Here is a 17,198-nt window from a genome sequence, read left to right on the forward strand (position 1 = left end):
CCATGAGCATCAACCAGTCGGTCTCGCGCCGAAACTTCATCGTCGGCTCCGCCGCCACGCTCGGGGGCTTCTCGCTCGGCTTCCATGTGCCGTTCCCCGCCGCCGCGCTGGCGCAGGAGCCCGCCTCCACCCTGCCGCCGGAGATCAATGCCTGGGTGGTGGTGAAGCCGGACGACACCATCGTCGTCCGCATCGCCCGCTCGGAAATGGGCCAGGGCACACTTACCGGCCTCGCCCAGCTCGTCGTCGAGGAACTGGAAGGCGACTGGTCGAAGGTCACCACCGAATATCCCGCGCCGGGCGAAAACCTGAAGCGCAACCGTGTCTGGGGCAGCTACTCCACCGGCGGCAGCCGCGGTATCCGCGATTCCCATGAGTATGTCCGCAAGGGCGGCGCCGCCGCGCGCCACATGCTCGTCGCGGCCGCTGCCGCGCAATGGGGCGTGCCGGCGAGCGAATGTGCGGCGGCCAGCAGCGTCATCACCCACACCCCCAGCGGGCGCACTTTGCGTTACGGCGAGGTGGCGGAAGCCGCCGGTCGCCAGACGCCGCCCGCCGAGGTGCCGCTGAAGGACCCCAAGGACTGGAAGATCGCCGGCAAGCCGCTGCCGCGCCTCGATACGGTGGAGAAGCTCACCGGCAAACAGGTCTACGGCGCCGATCTCAAGCTGCCCGGCATGCTCAACGCGGCCATCAAGGCCTGCCCCGTCTTCGGCGGCACGCTGGTGAGCTTCGAGGCGGCCGCGGTTGAAAAGATGCCCGGCGTGAAGAAGGTGGTGAAGGTCGACGATCGCTCCGTCGCCGTCGTCGCCGACACCTGGTGGCGCGCCAAGACGGCGCTCGACGCGCTGCCGATCACCTGGGACGAGGGCCCCAACAAGAACCTCACCAGCGCTGACATTCGCGCCATGCTGGCGGAAGGGCTGGAGGCCCAGGACGCCTTCATCGGCAACAGCCAGGGCGACGCCAAGGCCGAGCTCGCCCGCGTGCAGGCGGCCGGCGGCAAGGTCATTAGTGCGACCTACGCCTTCCCCTACCAGAACCACGCCACCATGGAGCCGATGAATTCAACCGCGCTCTACACGGCGGACAAATGCGAGGTGTGGGTGCCGACGCAGAACGGCGAATCCAGCCTCGCCGCCGTCGCCGAGGCGGCCGGCCTGCCGGTGGGCCAGTGCGAGGTCTACAAGCTCCATCTCGGCGGCGGCTTCGGCCGTCGCGGCAATTTCCAGGATTATGTCCGCCAGTCGGTCCACATCGCCAAGCAGATGCCGGGCATTCCGATCAAGCTGCTGTGGTCGCGCGAAGAGGACATGCTGCACGGCGCCTATCACCCCACCACCCAGGCCAAGCTCACCGGCGCGCTGGACGAGGAAGGCAATCTGACCGCGCTGCACCTGCGCATTTCCGGCCAGTCGATCCTCGCCCATGTGCGGCCGGAAGGCATGCAGGGCGGCATGGACCCGGTGGTGTTCCAGGGGCTGACCGCCAGCCTGCCGGAGGGCCACCTCGCCTACACCGTGCCGAACCTGCTGATCGATCACGCCATGCGCAACCCGCCGGTGCCGCCGGGCTTCTGGCGCGGGGTGAACCTCAACCAGAACGCCATCTATGTCGAATGCTTCATCGACGAACTGGCCCATGCCGCCGGCGCCGAGCCGCTGGCCTTCCGCCGCAAGCTGATGGCGAACCACCCCAAGCACCTTGCCGTACTGGAAGCGGCGGCCAACGGCATCGGCTGGGACACCCCGCCGGCACCGGGCCGCTTCCGGGGGCTCGGCCAGATCATGGGCTTCGGCTCCTATGTCGCCGCCGCCGCCGAAGTGTCGGTGGAGGATGGCGAGCTCAGTATCCACCGCATCGTCGCCGCCACCGATCCCGGCCACGTGGTCAATCCGGCGCAGGTCGAGCGGCAGGTCGAGGGCTCCTTCGTCTATGGTCTTTCCGCCTGCCTCTATGGCGAATGCACGGTCGCGGGCGGGCGGATGGAGCAGGAGAATTTCGACACCTATGAGGTGCTGCGCATGGCGCAGATGCCTGCGGTGGAGACCATCATCCTGCCCTCGGGCGGCTTCTGGGGCGGGGTGGGCGAGCCGACCATCGCGGTCGCCGCGCCCGCCGTTCTCAACGCGCTGTTCGCCGCCACCGGCAAGCGCTACCGCACCATGCCGCTGAAGAACCACGAGCTTGCCTGATGCGGTTGTGTCACCTCGTTCTGCCGGCGCTGTGGGTCTTCCTTTCCGCCGCGCCGGTCGATGCCGCACCGCCGCGCGGCGCCACCTCCTGCTCGGGCTGCCATCCGCGCACGGCCGGCAAAGGGCCGGTCCCGAGCCTGAACGGCCAGCCCGCCGACCAGATCGTGGAGCAGATGGCGGCGTTCCGCTCGGGCGAGCGGCGCTCCACCGTGATGACGCGCATTGCCAAGGGTTTCACCGATGAGGAAACGCGGGCCATCGCCGAGTATTTTGCCGCCGGGGGCAACGCTCCCGCTCAGCCGTAGGAACGTGCTGGCCGGGCTGGCGGCCGGCGCAGGCGCCGCGCTTGCCGGCCCGGCGGTCCTTGCGCAGGCGGCGCCGAGGGTGGTGGTGATCGGCGGCGGCTTCGCCGGCGCCAGCTTTGCCCGCGCCGTCAAGCGGCAAGACCCGCAGCTCGCCGTCGCGCTCATTGAGCCAAGTGCGCGCTACACCGCCTGCCCGCTGAGCAATTCGGTCATCGCCGGGCTGCGCGGGATGAGCGCCCAGCATTTCGGCTATGCCGGGATCGAGGCAGAGGGCATCACTCATGTCCCGCAGCGGGCGGTGCGGGTCGAGGCGGAACAGCGGCGCGTGGTGCTCGCCGACGATGTGGCGCTCGGCTACGACCGGCTTGTCGTCGCGCCGGGCGTCGACATGCGCTTTGACGCCCTCCCCGGCTATGACGCCGCCGCCGCCGAACAAATGCCCCACGCCTGGAAGGCAGGCGAGCAGACCCTGCTGCTGCGCCGGCAATTGGAGGCGATGGGGGATGGCGGGCTCGTGGTCCTCTCCGTGCCGGCCAATCCGTTCCGCTGCCCGCCCGGCCCCTATGAGCGGGCGAGCCTGATTGCGCATTACCTCAAGGCGCAAAAACCGCGCTCGAAGCTTCTCATCCTCGACGCCAAGGACGCCTTCTCCAAGCAGCGCCTGTTCGAGGCCGGCTGGGCCGCGCTGTATCCCGGCATGATCGAGTGGGTCGGGCTTTCCTTCGGCGGCACCGTCACCGAGGTCGACGCCGCGACACGTACGCTGCGCACCGAGTTCGGCGAGCACCGCGCGGCGGTGGCAAACGTCATTCCGCCCCAGCGCGCGGGTGCGATCGCTGATATCGCCGGCGTCGCCGACCGCACGGGCTGGTGCCCGATCGACCCCGCTACTTTCGAATCCCGCCTCGTGCCGGGTGTCCACGTCATCGGCGACGCGGCGATTGGCGGGGCCATGCCGAAATCCGCCTTCACCGCCAATGCCCAGGCCAAGGCCTGCGCCAGCGCGGTCATCGCCCTGCTGCGCGGAGGCGTGCCTGACGCACCCAAGCTGATCAACACCTGCTACAGCCTGCTGGCGCCCGATTACGGCATCTCGATCGCCGGCGTTTACAGCCCGCAGAACGGCCTCCTCGCCGAAGTCGAGGGCGCCGGCGGCACCTCGCCGCTCGACGCGCCGCCGGTCGTGCGTGCGGAAGAAGCCGCCCTCGGGGAAGCATGGTTCGGGACCATTACCGAAGAGGCCTTCGGGTGAGGCGGGCCCAGGCGTTCGTCTGGGCGGGCGTCGCCGTCGCCTTCATCTCGATGCCGATGGCGGCCGCGCGCGCCGGCACTCTGGCCGGGGCCGAGCCAGCGCCCTACGTCATCGATGGTGACGCGATCCTTGAGCCCCTCGACGGGCGGCGCGGCGACGCCGCTGTCGGGCAGCAGCTGATCGGCGAGCGGCACCGGAGCCTGTGCATCCTGTGCCACGCCGTGCCCGAGGGCGCGGCGCAGCTTCAGGGCACGCTGGCGCCGGGGCTGGCCGGCATCGGCTCCCGCCTCAGCGAGGGGCAGATCCGGCTGCGCATCGTCGACATGAAGCGGCTCAACCCGGCGAGCATCATGCCCGCCTATCACGCGCTCCGGCCGGGCGTGCGAACCGCGCAAGCCTGGCAGGGCAAGCCGGTGCTCGGTGCCGCCGAGATCGAGCATCTGGTGGCCTATCTCGTGACCTTGAAGGAGTGAGCCCATGAAAGCGCCCACGACCCAAGCGCCCACAACCCAAGCGCCCACCATCCGGGAAACCAGCCGACGGGAGCCTGCCGGTGGCCCCTCGCTCGGCCGTCGTGCCGTGCTTGCCGGCGGCGTCGGCGTCATCGTGCTCGCCATGCCCCTGCGAGCGCTGGCGCGCCCTTCGCTCCAGGAAGCGGTCGCCGGCTTTACAGCGGGGGCACCCGTCCAGGCCGGCCGGGTGAAGCTCACCGTTCCCCCGCTGGTGGAGAACGGCAATGCGGTCGGCGTCACCGTCGAGGTCGACAGCCCGATGACGCAAGCCGCTCATGTGCGCCGTATCGGCCTGTTCAACGAGAAGAACCCGCAGGCCGACATCGCGGTGTTCCAGCTCGGGCCGCGCAACGGCCGGGCGCGCATCGCCACCCGCATCCGGCTGGCCACCTCGCAGACCCTCCTCGCCGTCGCTGAACTCAGCGACGGCAGCTACTGGTCGAGCGAGGCGAATGTCATCGTCACGCTTGCCGCCTGTATCGAGGACCTGACATGACCAACGCCCTCGTCAGCGTTCCCAAGACCGCCGCGCGCGGCGCCATCGTCGACATAAGGGCGATGATCGCCCACCCGATGGAAACCGGCTACCGCATGGGACCGAACGGCATCGAGATTCCCCGGCGCATCATCACCCGCCTCAAATGCACCTATGACGGGGCGCAGGTGTTCGCGGCCGAGTTCTTCCCCGCCGTTTCCGCCAATCCCTTCGTGTCGTTCAGCCTCATTGCCACGGCAAGCGGCACGGTGGCCTTCGAATGGACCGACGATGAAGGCCAGACCGAGACCGCCAGCGCCGAGATCATGGTGAGCTGATGCGCCGGCCGGCTGCGAGCGTGATCGCCTTTGCCCCTCTCGCCCTGGCGCTGCTGGCCGGCGTTGCGCGGGCTGGCGACATCGCCCCCGGCGACCGGCGCTCGGGCCGCGACTTCATGGCGCCGGAGACGCAGGCCATGCAGGCCGACGACACCAGCAATCCCGGCATGCTGTGGGTCCTGCGCGGAGCCGGCCTGTGGGAGCAGGAGGCGGGCGCATCCGGCCAGTCCTGCACCAGCTGCCATGGTGCGGCGGAGGCCAGCATGCGCGGCGTCGCGGCCCGCTATCCCGCCTTGGACACCGCGACCGGTGCGCCCATCGACCTCACCGGCCGCATCAGCCAATGCCGCGCCGAACGTCAGCGCGCCCCCGCTCTTGCGCGCGAGAGCGATGACCTCGTCGCGCTCGCCACCTTCGTCGCCCACCAGTCGCGCGGCCTGCCGATCGCCCCGCCGCAGGACCCCCGCCTCGACCCGTACCGCACGGCGGGCCGGCAGTTGTTTACCGCCCGCATGGGCCAGCTCGACCTGTCCTGCGCCAATTGCCACGACGACAATTGGAACGGTCGTCTCGCCGGCAGCGCCGTCACCCAGGCGCACCCCACCGGCTACCCCCTCTACCGGCTGGAATGGCAGGGCATCGGCTCGCTGCAGCGCCGCATGCGCAACTGCATGGTCGGCGTGCGCGCCGAACCCTTCGCCGCAGGCTCCGAGGAATTCCTCGCGCTGGAGCTCTACCTCATGCAGCGCGCCGCCGGCATGGCGATGGAAACGCCCGGAATTCGCCCATAACCGACAGGCCCGCCGGAGCGAAGCACCCGCCGCGACGGCTCATTCCGCCGGCGCGCGCCGCCCCGCCCCGATCGACAGGCTGCTGCGCCGCGCGCGACGTCCCGTTCCGCTGACATCGGCGGCGGGCATCTCGGCATAAGGCAGGCTGATGGTGGCGCGCAGCCCCTGCCCGGTATTGGCAAGGATGATATCGCCGCCATGATGGCGCACCATGTTGCGCGAGATCGACAGGCCGAGGCCGATCCCGCCGGTTTCGCGATTGCGCGAATGCTCCATGCGGAAGAACGGCTCGAATGCCCTCTCGATGAAGTCGGGAGCGATGCCCGGCCCATCGTCCTCGATCACGATCTCGATCGCCTGCGGTGTCGTGCGCAGGCAGACGCGGGCCCGCTCGCCATAGCGCACCGCGTTCTCCACGAGGTTGCGTACCGCCCGCTTCAGCGCGTCGGGCCGGCAGCGATAGCTGATCTTCGGCCCCTCGGCGCAGACTATCTCGTGCCCGAGCTCGACCAGGTCGTCGCACAGGCTGCCGACCAGTGCGGTGAGGTCGACATTGCGTGTCACCTCCTCGGTCGCCTGCTCGCGCGAGAAGGCCAGCGTCGCCTCGGTCATGGCGCGCAGCTCGTCGAGCGTGTCGAGCATCTTCTCGCGCGTCTCGTCGTCGGCGACGAACTCCGCCCGCAGCCGCAGCGAGGTGATCGGCGTGCGCAGATCGTGCCCGATCGCCGCGAGCATGCGGGTGCGATCCTCCACGAAGCGCTGCAGCCGCGACTGCATGAGGTTGAACGCCACCGCCGTATGGCGCAAATCGTCCGGCCCCCTTTCCGACAGCGGCGCGACGCTCTCGCCACGCCCCAGCGCTTCCGCCGCCGCCGCGAGGCGCCGCATCGGCTTGGTCATGGTGCGGGCGATGAAGGCCGCGCACAGGGAAAGCACGATGGCCGTCACCGCCAGCGAGATCAGCGAGCGGGCGGTCCACATGCTGTTCGCCATCTTCTTGGAGAACGCACTGTTGAGCCAGGACCCGTCCTTCAACTGCACGGCAAGGCCCATGGCGCCGCCATCGCCCCAATAGACGAACTTGGCCGCCCGGGAGAGCGGCCAGGCATGGGCCGGCAGGTCGAGCCAGGTCGAATAGGGTGCGCCACTGGCCGTGACAGGCGAGGCGACGGCCAGGCCCGCAGGCTGCGGCAGGAGCGCGGGGGGCGAGGCCTCGGCCCTTGGCAACGGCTCGGTGCCGGCAAGATTTGCCAGCGTCGGCAAGGGTTCCGCCAGCTTCCTCTTGGCCTCCTGCCGCCAGCTCTCGAGATCCCCGGGGAAGGTTGGCGACACCCAGAAGCGCGTATAACCGGTTCCGCTCGCCCGCAATATGTCATGCTGGACCGCCGGCGGCGTGGTCTCGATCACCTGCGCCACCGAGGCGCTTCGGCTGAGGAATTCCGCCTTGGCCGCCCGCAGCAGCACGCCGCCCATCTCGTCGGTGAACAGCAGGAAGCTGATGCCCTGCGACACCGCGAGCGCCAGCAGCATCACGGCGACGAAGCGGGCGGTCAGGCTGCGGTTCCACATCCCGATCATTGGCCTTCCACCTCGGCCGAGAAGCTGTAGCCGCCGCCCCAATGCGTCTTGATCAGCGCCGGCGATTTCGGGTCGGTCTCGATCTTCTTGCGCAGCCGGCTGACCTGGTTGTCGATCGCCCGGTCGAAAGGCTCGGCGCTGCGCCCCACCGTCAGGTCGAGCAACTGGTCGCGGCTCAACACCAGCCCGGCATGGTCGAGGAACACGCTCAGCAGCCGGAACTCGGCGGTGCTCAGCGGCACGGTGAGCCCATCTTGGTCGATCAACTCGCGCCGCCCGACATTCAGCGCCCAACGGTCGAAGCGCAGCTCCTTGGCCTTGAGCTGCCCGCGCTGCGGCGGCAGGCTCTGCACGCGCCGGAGCACCGCCTTGATGCGCGCCAGCAACTCGCGGGGATTGAAGGGCTTGGACAGGTAGTCGTCCGCGCCGAGCTCCAGCCCGACGATGCGGTCGGTCTCCTCCGCCATCGCGGTGAGCATGATGACCGGCAGGCTGGTGGATTCGCGCAGGAAACGGCAGAGCGAGAGCCCGTCCTCCCCCGGCATCATCACGTCGAGCACCACGAGATCGAACGCGTTGCGCTCCATCAGCCGGCGGAACGAGGCGGCATTCTCCGCCAGCGACGTGCGGTAGCCGTGCCGGTGCAGATATTTGCCGACGAGGTCGCGTATGTCGCGATGGTCATCAACGATGGCGATGTGCGGTACGGCGTCCATAGGTAAGCTCCACGCCTTTTACATACCGCCATCTCGCATTTCGCGCTGGGAAAAAGTGTAACAAACCGTATAGGGCGCAGGAACTGCGACAGCCCGAGACAAACAACCCTCTGGTTTGAAGAAAATCTGCGACATCTCCCCCCTATGTTGGCTTCATCGGACGACGGCAACGCAACGCCGCGTCGGAACACCAAGTAAAGTCAAATTCGACATCGCAGATAACCACTTTCCCGCGGAACCTTGAGGGTCGAAATCGGGAAGATCAAACAGGAGAGACCATTATGACCGCCATCAACTGGAAGATGACCTTCACTGCCGCTATCCTTTCGCTTTCCGCTGCCGGCCTCGTCAACACCGCGCTGGCGGACGGGCGGGATCCGGCGGAAAAGGCCGGCTATGACGCCGCCGTCCGCAGCGCCAGCGAGGCGAACGCCAATGGCCGCCCCGCAGCGCCGCTGATCGAGGGTCGCAACACCTATGTCCAGGAACCCGCGACGCAGAATGTGGAGCCCTACATCCAGCGCTCCATCGAGCAGAATGCGCGCTCCACCCGCTGATCCCAGCGCATTCGCACGCAGAATGGCGCGGGCCGCAAGGTCCGCGCCTTTTCTCGACAAGCCCGCCTGTTTCGGCCATTCCTGCCGCGCCGAGACGGGGCCGTTCCCCGAGGGAGGGCGCGATGGCATGTCGGGCAATGGCAGCATGGCTGCACGTTAAGAGGGCGCGCGCCCTCACCCTGCTCGCCGCCGGCCTGGTCGCCAGCCTCGCCCTTGGCGGCCTGCCGGCACGCGCCGGCGATATTCAGCCCTGGCCGGACAATGCCGTCAGCCGCCTCGCCGCGCTGGCCCTGGTGCAGACCCTCAATGCCGACCTGCTGGCCAATGCCAGCGCGACGCTCACGCTCGACCGCTGGTGCGCGGCGCATCACCTTGCCGAGACGCCGACCATCGTCGCCGACCGCGTGCGCGGGCAAGACAAGCCCGCCACGCCGGAGATCCGCGCAATGCTCAAGGTCGGCGCGGATGAGCCGGTGAACTATCGCCGGGTGCGGCTGCGCTGCGGCGACAAGGTGCTGTCGGAGGCCGACAACTGGTACCTGCCGGCACGGCTGACGCCGGCGATGAACGCGACGCTGGAGACCACCGACACCTCCTTTGGGCGCGTGGTGAAGCCGCTGGACTTCCGCCGCACCACCCTCGCCTCGCGGCTGCTATGGCAGCCCTTGCCGGAAGGCTGGGCCACCGGCGCCCCGCTGCCGCCCGCCGGCCCCGGCGCGCTCGACCTGCCGCCCTTCCTGCTGGAGCACCGGGCGGTATTGACCCTGCCGGATGGCACGCCGTTCAGCGCCCTGGTGGAAAGCTATACGCGGGCGATTCTCGCCTTCCCGCCGCCGGCCCTTCCGTCCGGCACTGCCGAGTAAGCCGACCTCCAAACCCCGAAAGGCGCTTCGGGGCGCCTCTCGGGCATGGGGAACGACGGCCGTCAGAAAGCCCCGAGATAATCCGACTTGCCGACCGGCACGCCCTTGTGGCGCAGGATGTCGTAGGCGGTGGTGACGTGGAAGAAGAAGTTCGGCAGGGCGAAGGTCAGCAGATAGCTCGATCCGACGAAATGCCGCTCGCCGCGCCGCGACTTCTGCACGATCTCGCGCGTCTCGCTGCCCTGGAAGCCGGCCGGGTCGACGCTGGCGAGATAATCCAGTGTCGCGGCAATGCGCTGGTGCAGTTCCTCGAAGGTCGTCTCGGTGTCGGGAAAGCTCGGGCCGGTGGTGCCGGTCAGGCGCGCGGCGGCGAATTTGGCGGAATCGGTCGCGCTCTGGATCTGGCCGGTCAGCGGGAACATGTCCGGGGCAAGACGGGCGCCCGCGAGTTCCGCCAGATCGATACCGGAGGCGGCGGCATGCTCTTCGGCCTTGCGCAGCAGGCCGTCGAGGTTGCCCAGCGCACGCTGGAAGACAGGCACGGAGGCGTCATACATGGAAAGCGACATGGGAAGTCTCCAAATCGAGCGAACAGGATAAGATCGCACACGCTTTATTCCTGTCCCGTGACATCGGGAAGCGCGGCGGTCGGAAATGAAAAACCCCGGCGCGGAGGACCGGCCGGGGTTGATCGGGATCAGGTAAACCAAGCGATCAGATCGCGCTGTTCACCCACTGCAGCATCTTCGCCTTCGGCGCCGCGCCGACCTGGCGCGAGGCCAGCTGGCCGTCCTTGAACAGCAGCAGGGTCGGGATCGACATGATGCCGTACTTGGAAGCCGTCGCCGGATTCTCGTCGACGTTCAGCTTGACGATCTTCACCTTGTCGCCGAGTTCGCCGGCCATCTCGTCGAGAACCGGGGCGACCATGCGGCAGGGCCCGCACCATTCGGCCCAGAAATCGACGATCACGGGAGCGGAGGAGTTGAGCACGTCGGACTCGAAGCTCTGGTCCGACACTTTTTCGACGCCCATTTGGACACCTTTCTAGAATCGTGAAATATCAGGAGAAGTTGGCGTGAAGGTAGGTAGCCGCCCCCCCCTGCGTCAAGGCGGCGTCACCCCAACGTGACACTTTCCACCGCCCTCTCCAGCGCCGCGCCGTCGAGGACGTGGACCAGCGGACCGGCGGTGTAGACCAGCAAGGCCTGTATTTGCCTGCCCGGGAACATCCGGGCCAGCAGGCGCGCATAAAGCGCGACCTGCCGGACATGCGTTTGCGGCATGGCAGATGCGGCGCGCGGCACATGCCGGTCAGTCTTGAAGTCAGCAATCAGCACGCCGTCCTCGGTCACGCTCAGCCGGTCGATGCGGCCGGAAACCGGCGTGCCGTCGTCGAGCTCGCCCGCGAGCGGCACCTCGCCAAGACTGCCGGCCGCGAACAGCGCGGCGAGTTCCGGCAGCGCGAGCGTGCCCAGCGCCTCGGCGACCAGTTCCTCGCGCGCGTCTTCCGGCCAGTCCGAGACGGTCGCCAGCAGCCGCCGACCCGGCTCGGCCCGCGCCTCGGCCGGCAGCGGTGCCAGAGCGGCCATAAGCCGGTGCAGCAGGTCGCCGCGCTGCAGCGCGCGGGCGGCGTCGCCGGTGGGCGGGGCGGCGAAGACATCGGAGGAAGAGGGACGCAGGCTCGCCCGTGCCAGCGGTTCCGATATCGGCAGCGCCAGCCTCCGCGCCAAGGCGCGCTCGCCCGCTTCGGTGGGCAAGGCGGGAGGCGCCGGCAGCGGCGCGACGGGGGCCTCGACCCCGCCGCCGCGCCAGCGCAGCACCGAGCCCGGAAAGCCGGTCGCGCCCTGCTCCACCGATTCCGGCTCCAGCGCCCCGCGCACGAGGTCGTACCAGCACTCGGGCGGGCGTTTCTTCGCCCCGTCGGCGCCGCACAGCACCAGCGCGGTCTCGGCGCGGGTGAGCGCGACATAGAGCAGGCGGCGATATTCGTCCTGCTGGGCATCGTCGCCGCGCTGGCGGGCCGCGGCCATGGCGGGCGTGTCGCCCTTCTTGGCCGGCGCATGCAGCGCCACCCGGCGCCCGTCCGGCAATTCGACGCGCAGCAGCCCGGCGGTGCGGCGGGTCATCGGGCCGGAGGTGGTATCGGCGAGGATGACATAGGGCGCTTCCAGGCCCTTGGCGCCGTGCACCGTCATCACACGCACCTCGTCGCGCCCGGCCTCCATGTCGCGCTTGGCCTCGGCGCCGCCGCGCCGCAGGAAGGCGAGGAAGCCGGCGAGCGAGGGCGCCTCCAGGCTCTCATAGGCCCGCGCCAGCGCCAGCATCTCGTCGAGCGCGTCGGCCGCCTCCGGTCCCAGCCGCGCGAGCATGGCGGCGCGGCCGCGCTCGCGCCCCAGCACGCGGGTGTAGAAATCGAACGGCCGCAGCCGCCGCGCCTCCGCGCGCAGCCGCGCCAGCCGCCGCGCCGCCGCCTGCCATTTCGGGTTCTCGCCGGCGCGGGTCGCCAGCGCGTCTTCCAGCAGCCCCTCGCGACGCGGGGCCAGCGCCATGAGATCCGTGTCGTCGAGGCCGAAAAGCGGGCTTTTCAGCACACTGGCCAGCGCCAGCTCGTCGTCGCGGGCAAGCAGCGCGTCGCCCAGCGCCATCAGGTCCATGACGGCGATATGCTCGGCCACCACCAACCGGTCGGCCCCCGCCACCGCGACCCGCGCCTGCTTCAGCTCGCGGATGATGGAGGTGAACAGCCCGTCGCGCCGCCGCACCAGGATGAGAAAATCGCCCGGCCGGGCGGGGCGCGTGCCGTGCCGGCCGGTGACGGGGAACCCCTCGCCGATACGGGCGGCAATGTGGGCGGCGATCTTCTTGGCCAGCCGCCCCTTCGGGTCATCGGCGGAAGGCGCGTCGAGCGGGCGCTGCCAGGCGTCGATATCCACCTTCTCGCTCGGCGCCTCCGGCTCCCACATTTCCACCAGCGCCGGCAGTGCGGCGTGGATGGGCGCATGCACCGGCGGCTTCGCCTCGGCGGAAAGCCCGCGATAGGAGGCCTCGCGGCCGAACACCGCGTCCACCGCCTCCAATATGCCGGGCGCGGAGCGGAAGGAGTGCTGCAGCTCGACATGCACGAAGCCGCCGCCACCCGCCGCCTCGAACTCGCGCCGCACCGTGTCGAAGCGGCGCGGATCGGCGCCCTGGAACGAAAAGATCGACTGCTTCTCATCGCCGACCACGAACAGCGTGCGCGGCAGACCGCGCGCCTCGCGGTCCTCGCGGGCGCCCTCGCCGGCGAAGAACTCCGCCACCAGCGGGCGGATCACCTCCCACTGCTCGGGGCTGGTGTCCTGCGCCTCGTCCAGCAGCACATGGTCGATGCCCTGGTCGAGCTTGTAGTGCACCCAGGCTGAAGCGCCCGAGGCCAGCAGCCGGCGCGCCGCGTCGACAAGGTCGGCAAAGTCGAGCACGCCGCGCGCCGCCTTGGCCCGGACGTAGCGCCGCGCCGCCTCGCGCCCGAGAATGAGCACGGCGCGGCTGCGCTCGAAGGCGCGGGCGGCGGCGAGTTCGCGCGCCAGCGGGGCGACGCGGTCGCGCTCGGCGATCAGCTGCGGGTATTTCGCCCGTGCCGCCGCATTGCCGAACTGCCCGTCGGCATAGGGCTCGCCGTCTTCCTTCAGGAACACGCCGGCATAGGTCTCGGCCACCGCCTCCTCCGGCGCCAGCGCTGCCTCGCGCAGCGATTGGCCGCGCCGGGCGCAATTGCCGCCCTCCAGCATCAGCGCCTGCGCCAGCCCGATCCAGGCGCCGCGTGGGATCAGCGCGCCCGCGACGATGCGGTGTTCGATCTCAGTGGACGCCACCGGCGCGTCGAGGCCGACGGCGCGCGCGAGGTCCTCGTCGCTCGCCTCCAGCGCCGGCGCGTCCGCCACCAGCTCCTTGAGAAGGTCGTTGATGCCGGTGTCGGAGGTGATGCCGACGATCAGCGCCAGCGCCTGTCCGAGGTCGCTCGCCGGCGCGCCCGACGCCTCCAGCACCACCTCCGCCCGCACCCGGGCCAGCAGTTCCAGCCGCGCGGCCTCTTCCAGCTCGCCGAAGCCCGCCGGCACCCCGGCCTCGAAGGGGAAGGCGTGCAGCAGCGCGCCGCAAAAGGCGTGAATGGTCTGGATCTTCAGCCCGCCCGGCGTTTCCAGCGCCTGCGCAAACAGCCGCCGCGCCTGCGCCCGCCGCCCATCGCCGGCCTCGCCGCCATCGGTCTTGAGGATTTCCGTGTCGAGGGCGGCGTCGTCCAGCGTGGTCCAGCGGCGCAGCTCGCCCAGCACCCGGTTGGCCATGTTGGCCGCCGCCGCCTTGGTGTAGGTGAGGCACAGAATGCGCCCGGGCGGCACGCCGCGCATCAGCAGGCGGATTACCCGCCGCGCCAGCACATGGGTCTTGCCCGAGCCGGCATTGGCCGAAACCCAGGCCGAGAACATCGGGTCGGAGGCGGAGGTCTGCAGCACGGTCGCCGCCCGCAGCGCGCCCGGGGCGAGATCGGTGGGCTCCCTCATTCCTCGCCCTCCCCGCCGGTCGACCATTCCTTCGCCCGCGCCAGATGGTCATAATCGCCATAGCGCCCGCCGAACATCGGCCGGGCCAGCGAGGCATAGCCGCGCGAGGGGTTCTCGAAGGCGGCGATCAGCGTCTGCAGCCGCTGCAGCGTGTCGGTGGCGAGACCGGCGGCGGTCGCCTCCTTGTCCACCGCGCTGATCTCCTTGACCTCGTTGGTGCCGAGCTTGACATAAACCAGCGCCGCCGACGGCTCGCCCGGCACGTCGGGAAAGCGCCCCGCCGCCGCCATCGCGGCTTCCAGCGGCAGTTGCGGTGAATAATGCACCGCCGTCTGTTTGGCGGTGGGCACGGCGCCGGTCTTGAAATCGATGATCGCCAGCCCGCCCTCGGCACGTTGCTCTATGCGGTCGGCGCGCCCGGTCAGGGTGAAACGCCCGCCGGCGAGAGCCAGCCTTCCATATTGCTCCGCCAGCACGCGGCGGGTGTGCTCCCGGCGCGTGCGCTCCCAGCCGATGACGCGCGGCACCAGCCGCTCGAACCGCGCCCACCACAGCGCGTATTCGGCGGGAAACTGTTCCAGCGGCGCAAAGGCCCGCCGGCCATGGTCCAGCAGAGCCGCCTCGGCATTCCCCGGCAGTCCTTCCGGGTAGGCCTGGACGAAGGTGCCGAGCGCGTCATGGATGGCGCTGCCGCGCTCGCCCGCGCCGGGCGCTTCGTCCAGCCCGTCCAACGGGGCGAGCCGCAGCACATGGCGGGCATAGATGGTGTAGGGGTCGCGCAGCCAGGTCTCGATCTCGGTGACGCTGAGCTGCGTCGGGCGCAGTTCCAGCGGCGGCGCCGGCTCCGGCCGGGCGATGCGGGCGGCGGCGGGCTCCTCCTCGATGAAGGCGCCGAGCCGGCGGAAGCGGTCGCCGCGCGCAATCGCTTCCCGCCAGCGCGCTTCCCCGCACACCGCCGCCAGACGCTGGAGAAAGCGCGAGGGCACGGTCGGCGCGCCGCCCAGCTTGCGCGGATAGGACAGCACCAGCTCGGGCGCACCGCAGCCCTGCGCGAAATCATGGGCGGAAAGGCCGATGCGCCGCTCCGGCGCCTCCAGCCCCAGTGCTGCCCGCATCGGCCGGCTGAGCCAGGGATCGGCGCGCACCGCATTGGGCCAGGTCTGCTCGACAAGCCCGGCCAGCACCACGCGGTCGACACCCACAAGCCGCGCTTCCAGCGGGCCGAGAATGCGCAGCCGCGCGCCGGGCAGCAGCGGCGGGCGCACCGGCTGGCTGGAGAGCAGCAGCACCAGCGCGGCGGCATAATCCGCCAGCGTCATGGCAGGCGCATGCGCGGCGCCTTCGGCCAGCGTCTCGAAGGCATGGGCGAGCTCGGCCAGCGCCGTCTCGTCCTCCGCCGCGCCGGCATCCGGCCCACTCCACGCCGCCTGGACCGCCGCGCGATGGGCGCCGAGCAGGGTGGCGAAGGCGTGCTCGCCCCGGCCCAGCGCCAGCAGCGGCGCGAGGCCTTCGGCGATCTGGCCCGCCAGCGCGTCGGCCAGGGCGCGGCGTTCCTCGCCAATGCCGGCGCGCGGGTCGCGGGGGTGAAACCCCTTCGGGTCAAAACCCGCCGCCGCCTCGGTCAGCCCCTTTGCCCCCGCCGCCGGGCGGGGTCCGCGCAGCACCATCATTTCGAGCGCGTCGGCGCCCTCATCCAGCGCGGCACGCTCCAGCCCGAAGCGGGCGAGCGGATGGCGCAGCAGGGCGGAAAGCGGCAAAGGCGCCAGTTCGTCGCGGCAGGCATCGGCAACGAGCCGGGCAAAACGGCCGGGGCCGCTTTCGGACAAGGGCTCGCCGGCGGAATCGTCGATGGCGACCTCGAAGCGCAGCAGCTCGGCCGCTACCCGCCGGGCGAGGTCGCGGTCGGGGGTGATGAGCGCGCCGGTGCGGCCGGGCACCTCCAGCACCTCGCGCAGCGCCAGCGCGATGGAAAGCGCCTCCTCGCGCGCATCCTCCGCCTCGATCACGCTGACCTGCGCCAGCGCCGCGTCGATGGCGGCAGGGCCGAGCCGGTCGGAAAGGCCGGCCCATTGCTCGGTGGAGGCGACGGGGCGCAGCGCCTCGGAGAGCAGCGCCTCCCGCCCGTGCGGCGCGGCTGGCGCCAGTTCGCGCACCGCCTCGCGCCCGACCCGCATATGGCGCTTCAGCAGCAAAGCGAGGCCATATTGCGGGTGGCTCGGCGCGCTGTCCTCGTCATCGGTCAGCGCTGCCCAGGAAGGCGCGTCGAGATGCAGGTCGAGCCCAGGCAGCACGACGCAGCCGCGCGGCAGATGCGCGATGGCGGTGAGCAGCCGGGCGGTTGCCGGCATTGAGCCGGTGGAGCCGGCGGCGATCACCGGCCCGCCCTCGGGCAGGTTCGACAGCCGCTCTGATTCGGCAGCGATCAGCCGGTCGCGGCGCACGCTGGCATCGACGCAGCCTTCCGCTTCCAGAAAGGCGGGCCAGAAGGCGCGGGCGATCTTGAGGAAGTCGAGTGCCATGTCCCAGTAGCGGTCATGTTCGCCCGGCACCAGCGCGTCCAGCCGCTCCCACGGCACTTCCTGCGCCGCCATCTCGTCGATCAGCCGCGCCAGCTCGTCGGCAAGGGCGAACTCGGCCCCCGGCCCGGCGGCGACGGCGACCCGCCCGTCCTCTCCCGCCAGCGCCCGGCGCCATGCCCGGATGAGGCTGGCAAGCGCCAGACGCCGCGTCGTCGGTGGCACCTGACGCGGCGGGTCGGTGTAGCTTTCGGCAAAGGCCAGCGCGTCCTCGTCGACATCGCCGACCGGCACGATGCGCGGCAGCAGCGTCACCCCCGCCCCCATCCGCTGGCGCAGTGCCTCGGCCAGCAGGCGACCGGCGCGGCGGGTCGGCAGGAAGATGGTGGCGGTGGCCAGAAGCAGCGGATCGCCGCGCGGGGCGAAGCCGTCGACCAGTTCACCGTCCAGCAGCGCGTCCGCCAGCGTCGCCACGAAGGCGGCGGAGGGCGGAATGGTGAACAGCCTCGGCCCGCGCCGCTGCGCCTCGGGGGTCATGTGGCGGCTCCCGGCACCCGGC

General features: G+C 70.5%; 15 protein-coding genes. 9 read left to right on the forward strand and 6 right to left on the reverse strand.

Features of this window, described 5'->3' with window-relative positions; translation table 11 throughout:
• The first annotated feature begins 2 nt into the window (after positions 1–2).
• The 7 genes from ACQY76_RS02955 (at position 3) to soxA (ending at position 5,868) form a co-directional block, all read left to right on the forward strand.
• Positions 3–2,195: a molybdopterin cofactor-binding domain-containing protein gene (locus ACQY76_RS02955; protein ID WP_428031431.1), complete on the forward strand. Its 2,193-nt coding sequence runs from the start codon at positions 3–5 to the stop codon at positions 2,193–2,195.
• A complete protein-coding gene (locus ACQY76_RS02960; RefSeq protein ID WP_428031432.1) occupies positions 2,195–2,500 on the forward strand; it encodes a c-type cytochrome in 306 nt (101 codons plus the stop codon). The genes ACQY76_RS02955 and ACQY76_RS02960 overlap by 1 nt, the downstream gene beginning before the upstream one ends.
• 4 nt (positions 2,501–2,504) lie before the next feature.
• Complete coding sequence (locus ACQY76_RS02965) at positions 2,505–3,752, forward strand: FCSD flavin-binding domain-containing protein (protein WP_428031433.1); 1,248 nt, start codon at positions 2,505–2,507, stop codon at positions 3,750–3,752.
• Positions 3,749–4,225 (forward strand): sulfur oxidation c-type cytochrome SoxX, encoded by a 477-nt coding sequence (soxX, locus tag ACQY76_RS02970; RefSeq protein ID WP_428031434.1) that lies wholly within the window; start codon positions 3,749–3,751, stop codon positions 4,223–4,225. The genes ACQY76_RS02965 and soxX overlap by 4 nt, the downstream gene beginning before the upstream one ends.
• 142 nt (positions 4,226–4,367) lie before the next feature.
• Positions 4,368–4,760, forward strand: coding sequence for a SoxY-related AACIE arm protein (locus tag ACQY76_RS02975; protein WP_428032916.1), 393 nt, complete (start codon positions 4,368–4,370; stop codon positions 4,758–4,760).
• A complete protein-coding gene (gene soxZ / locus ACQY76_RS02980; RefSeq protein WP_428031435.1) occupies positions 4,757–5,077 on the forward strand; it encodes a thiosulfate oxidation carrier complex protein SoxZ in 321 nt (106 codons plus the stop codon). Before ACQY76_RS02975 ends, soxZ begins: the two co-directional genes overlap by 4 nt.
• Entirely contained in the window at positions 5,077–5,868 is a 792-nt protein-coding gene (gene soxA / locus ACQY76_RS02985; RefSeq protein WP_428031436.1) for a sulfur oxidation c-type cytochrome SoxA, read from the forward strand. The genes soxZ and soxA overlap by 1 nt, the downstream gene beginning before the upstream one ends.
• A gap of 39 nt (positions 5,869–5,907) precedes the next feature.
• On the opposite strand, the gene ACQY76_RS02990 is transcribed toward soxA, so the two are convergent.
• Together ACQY76_RS02990 and ACQY76_RS02995 are read right to left on the reverse strand one after the other, a co-directional pair.
• Entirely contained in the window at positions 5,908–7,446 is a 1,539-nt protein-coding gene (locus tag ACQY76_RS02990; RefSeq protein ID WP_428031437.1) for a sensor histidine kinase, read from the reverse strand.
• On the reverse strand, positions 7,443–8,162 hold the full coding sequence (locus tag ACQY76_RS02995; protein WP_428031438.1) for a response regulator: 720 nt from the start codon (positions 8,160–8,162) through the stop codon (positions 7,443–7,445). Before ACQY76_RS02995 ends, ACQY76_RS02990 begins: the two co-directional genes overlap by 4 nt.
• 281 nt (positions 8,163–8,443) lie before the next feature.
• Between ACQY76_RS02995 and ACQY76_RS03000 the strand changes: the two genes are divergently transcribed.
• Both ACQY76_RS03000 and ACQY76_RS03005 read left to right on the forward strand, forming a co-directional pair.
• Positions 8,444–8,719, forward strand: a complete 276-nt coding sequence (locus ACQY76_RS03000) for a hypothetical protein (protein WP_428031439.1) — start codon at positions 8,444–8,446, stop codon at positions 8,717–8,719.
• 137 nt (positions 8,720–8,856) lie between these two features.
• Positions 8,857–9,582: a hypothetical protein gene (locus tag ACQY76_RS03005; protein ID WP_428031440.1), complete on the forward strand. Its 726-nt coding sequence runs from the start codon at positions 8,857–8,859 to the stop codon at positions 9,580–9,582.
• A gap of 62 nt (positions 9,583–9,644) precedes the next feature.
• Here ACQY76_RS03005 and ACQY76_RS03010 read toward each other — a convergent pair whose 3' ends face one another.
• The 4 genes from ACQY76_RS03010 to addB form a co-directional block, all read right to left on the reverse strand.
• The gene (locus ACQY76_RS03010) at positions 9,645–10,151 is read right to left on the reverse strand and encodes a DUF1993 domain-containing protein (RefSeq protein WP_428031441.1); all 507 of its coding nucleotides are present in this window, start codon (positions 10,149–10,151) and stop codon (positions 9,645–9,647) included.
• Positions 10,152–10,296: 145 nt separating this feature from the next.
• On the reverse strand, positions 10,297–10,617 hold the full coding sequence (trxA, locus tag ACQY76_RS03015) for a thioredoxin (protein WP_018389357.1): 321 nt from the start codon (positions 10,615–10,617) through the stop codon (positions 10,297–10,299).
• Positions 10,618–10,700: 83 nt separating this feature from the next.
• Complete coding sequence (addA, locus tag ACQY76_RS03020; RefSeq protein ID WP_428031442.1) at positions 10,701–14,123, reverse strand: double-strand break repair helicase AddA; 3,423 nt, start codon at positions 14,121–14,123, stop codon at positions 10,701–10,703.
• Complete coding sequence (gene addB / locus ACQY76_RS03025) at positions 14,120–17,176, reverse strand: double-strand break repair protein AddB (protein WP_428031443.1); 3,057 nt, start codon at positions 17,174–17,176, stop codon at positions 14,120–14,122. The genes addA and addB overlap by 4 nt, the downstream gene beginning before the upstream one ends.
• Positions 17,177–17,198 lie beyond the last annotated feature (22 nt).

It is taken from the genome of Ancylobacter sp. (assembly GCF_965279025.1).
Taxonomy (GTDB): Bacteria; Pseudomonadota; Alphaproteobacteria; order Rhizobiales; family Xanthobacteraceae; genus Ancylobacter.

Bases quoted from the DNA above. Each gene is read 5' to 3' on its own strand.
- ACQY76_RS03000 (WP_428031439.1), top strand. From the start codon at position 8,444: ATGACCGCCATCAACTGGAAGATGACCTTCACTGCCGCTATCCTTTCG.
- trxA (WP_018389357.1), bottom strand. From the start codon at position 10,617: ATGGGCGTCGAAAAAGTGTCGGACCAGAGCTTCGAGTCCGACGTGCTC.
- addA (WP_428031442.1), bottom strand. From the start codon at position 14,123: ATGAGGGAGCCCACCGATCTCGCCCCGGGCGCGCTGCGGGCGGCGACC.
- ACQY76_RS03005 (WP_428031440.1), top strand. From the start codon at position 8,857: ATGGCAGCATGGCTGCACGTTAAGAGGGCGCGCGCCCTCACCCTGCTC.
- ACQY76_RS02975 (WP_428032916.1), top strand. From the start codon at position 4,368: ATGCCCCTGCGAGCGCTGGCGCGCCCTTCGCTCCAGGAAGCGGTCGCC.
- ACQY76_RS02955 (WP_428031431.1), top strand. From the start codon at position 3: ATGAGCATCAACCAGTCGGTCTCGCGCCGAAACTTCATCGTCGGCTCC.
- soxA (WP_428031436.1), top strand. From the start codon at position 5,077: ATGCGCCGGCCGGCTGCGAGCGTGATCGCCTTTGCCCCTCTCGCCCTG.
- addB (WP_428031443.1), bottom strand. From the start codon at position 17,176: ATGACCCCCGAGGCGCAGCGGCGCGGGCCGAGGCTGTTCACCATTCCG.
- ACQY76_RS03010 (WP_428031441.1), bottom strand. From the start codon at position 10,151: ATGTCGCTTTCCATGTATGACGCCTCCGTGCCTGTCTTCCAGCGTGCG.
- ACQY76_RS02960 (WP_428031432.1), top strand. From the start codon at position 2,195: ATGCGGTTGTGTCACCTCGTTCTGCCGGCGCTGTGGGTCTTCCTTTCC.
- ACQY76_RS02995 (WP_428031438.1), bottom strand. From the start codon at position 8,162: ATGGACGCCGTACCGCACATCGCCATCGTTGATGACCATCGCGACATA.
- soxZ (WP_428031435.1), top strand. From the start codon at position 4,757: ATGACCAACGCCCTCGTCAGCGTTCCCAAGACCGCCGCGCGCGGCGCC.
- ACQY76_RS02990 (WP_428031437.1), bottom strand. From the start codon at position 7,446: ATGATCGGGATGTGGAACCGCAGCCTGACCGCCCGCTTCGTCGCCGTG.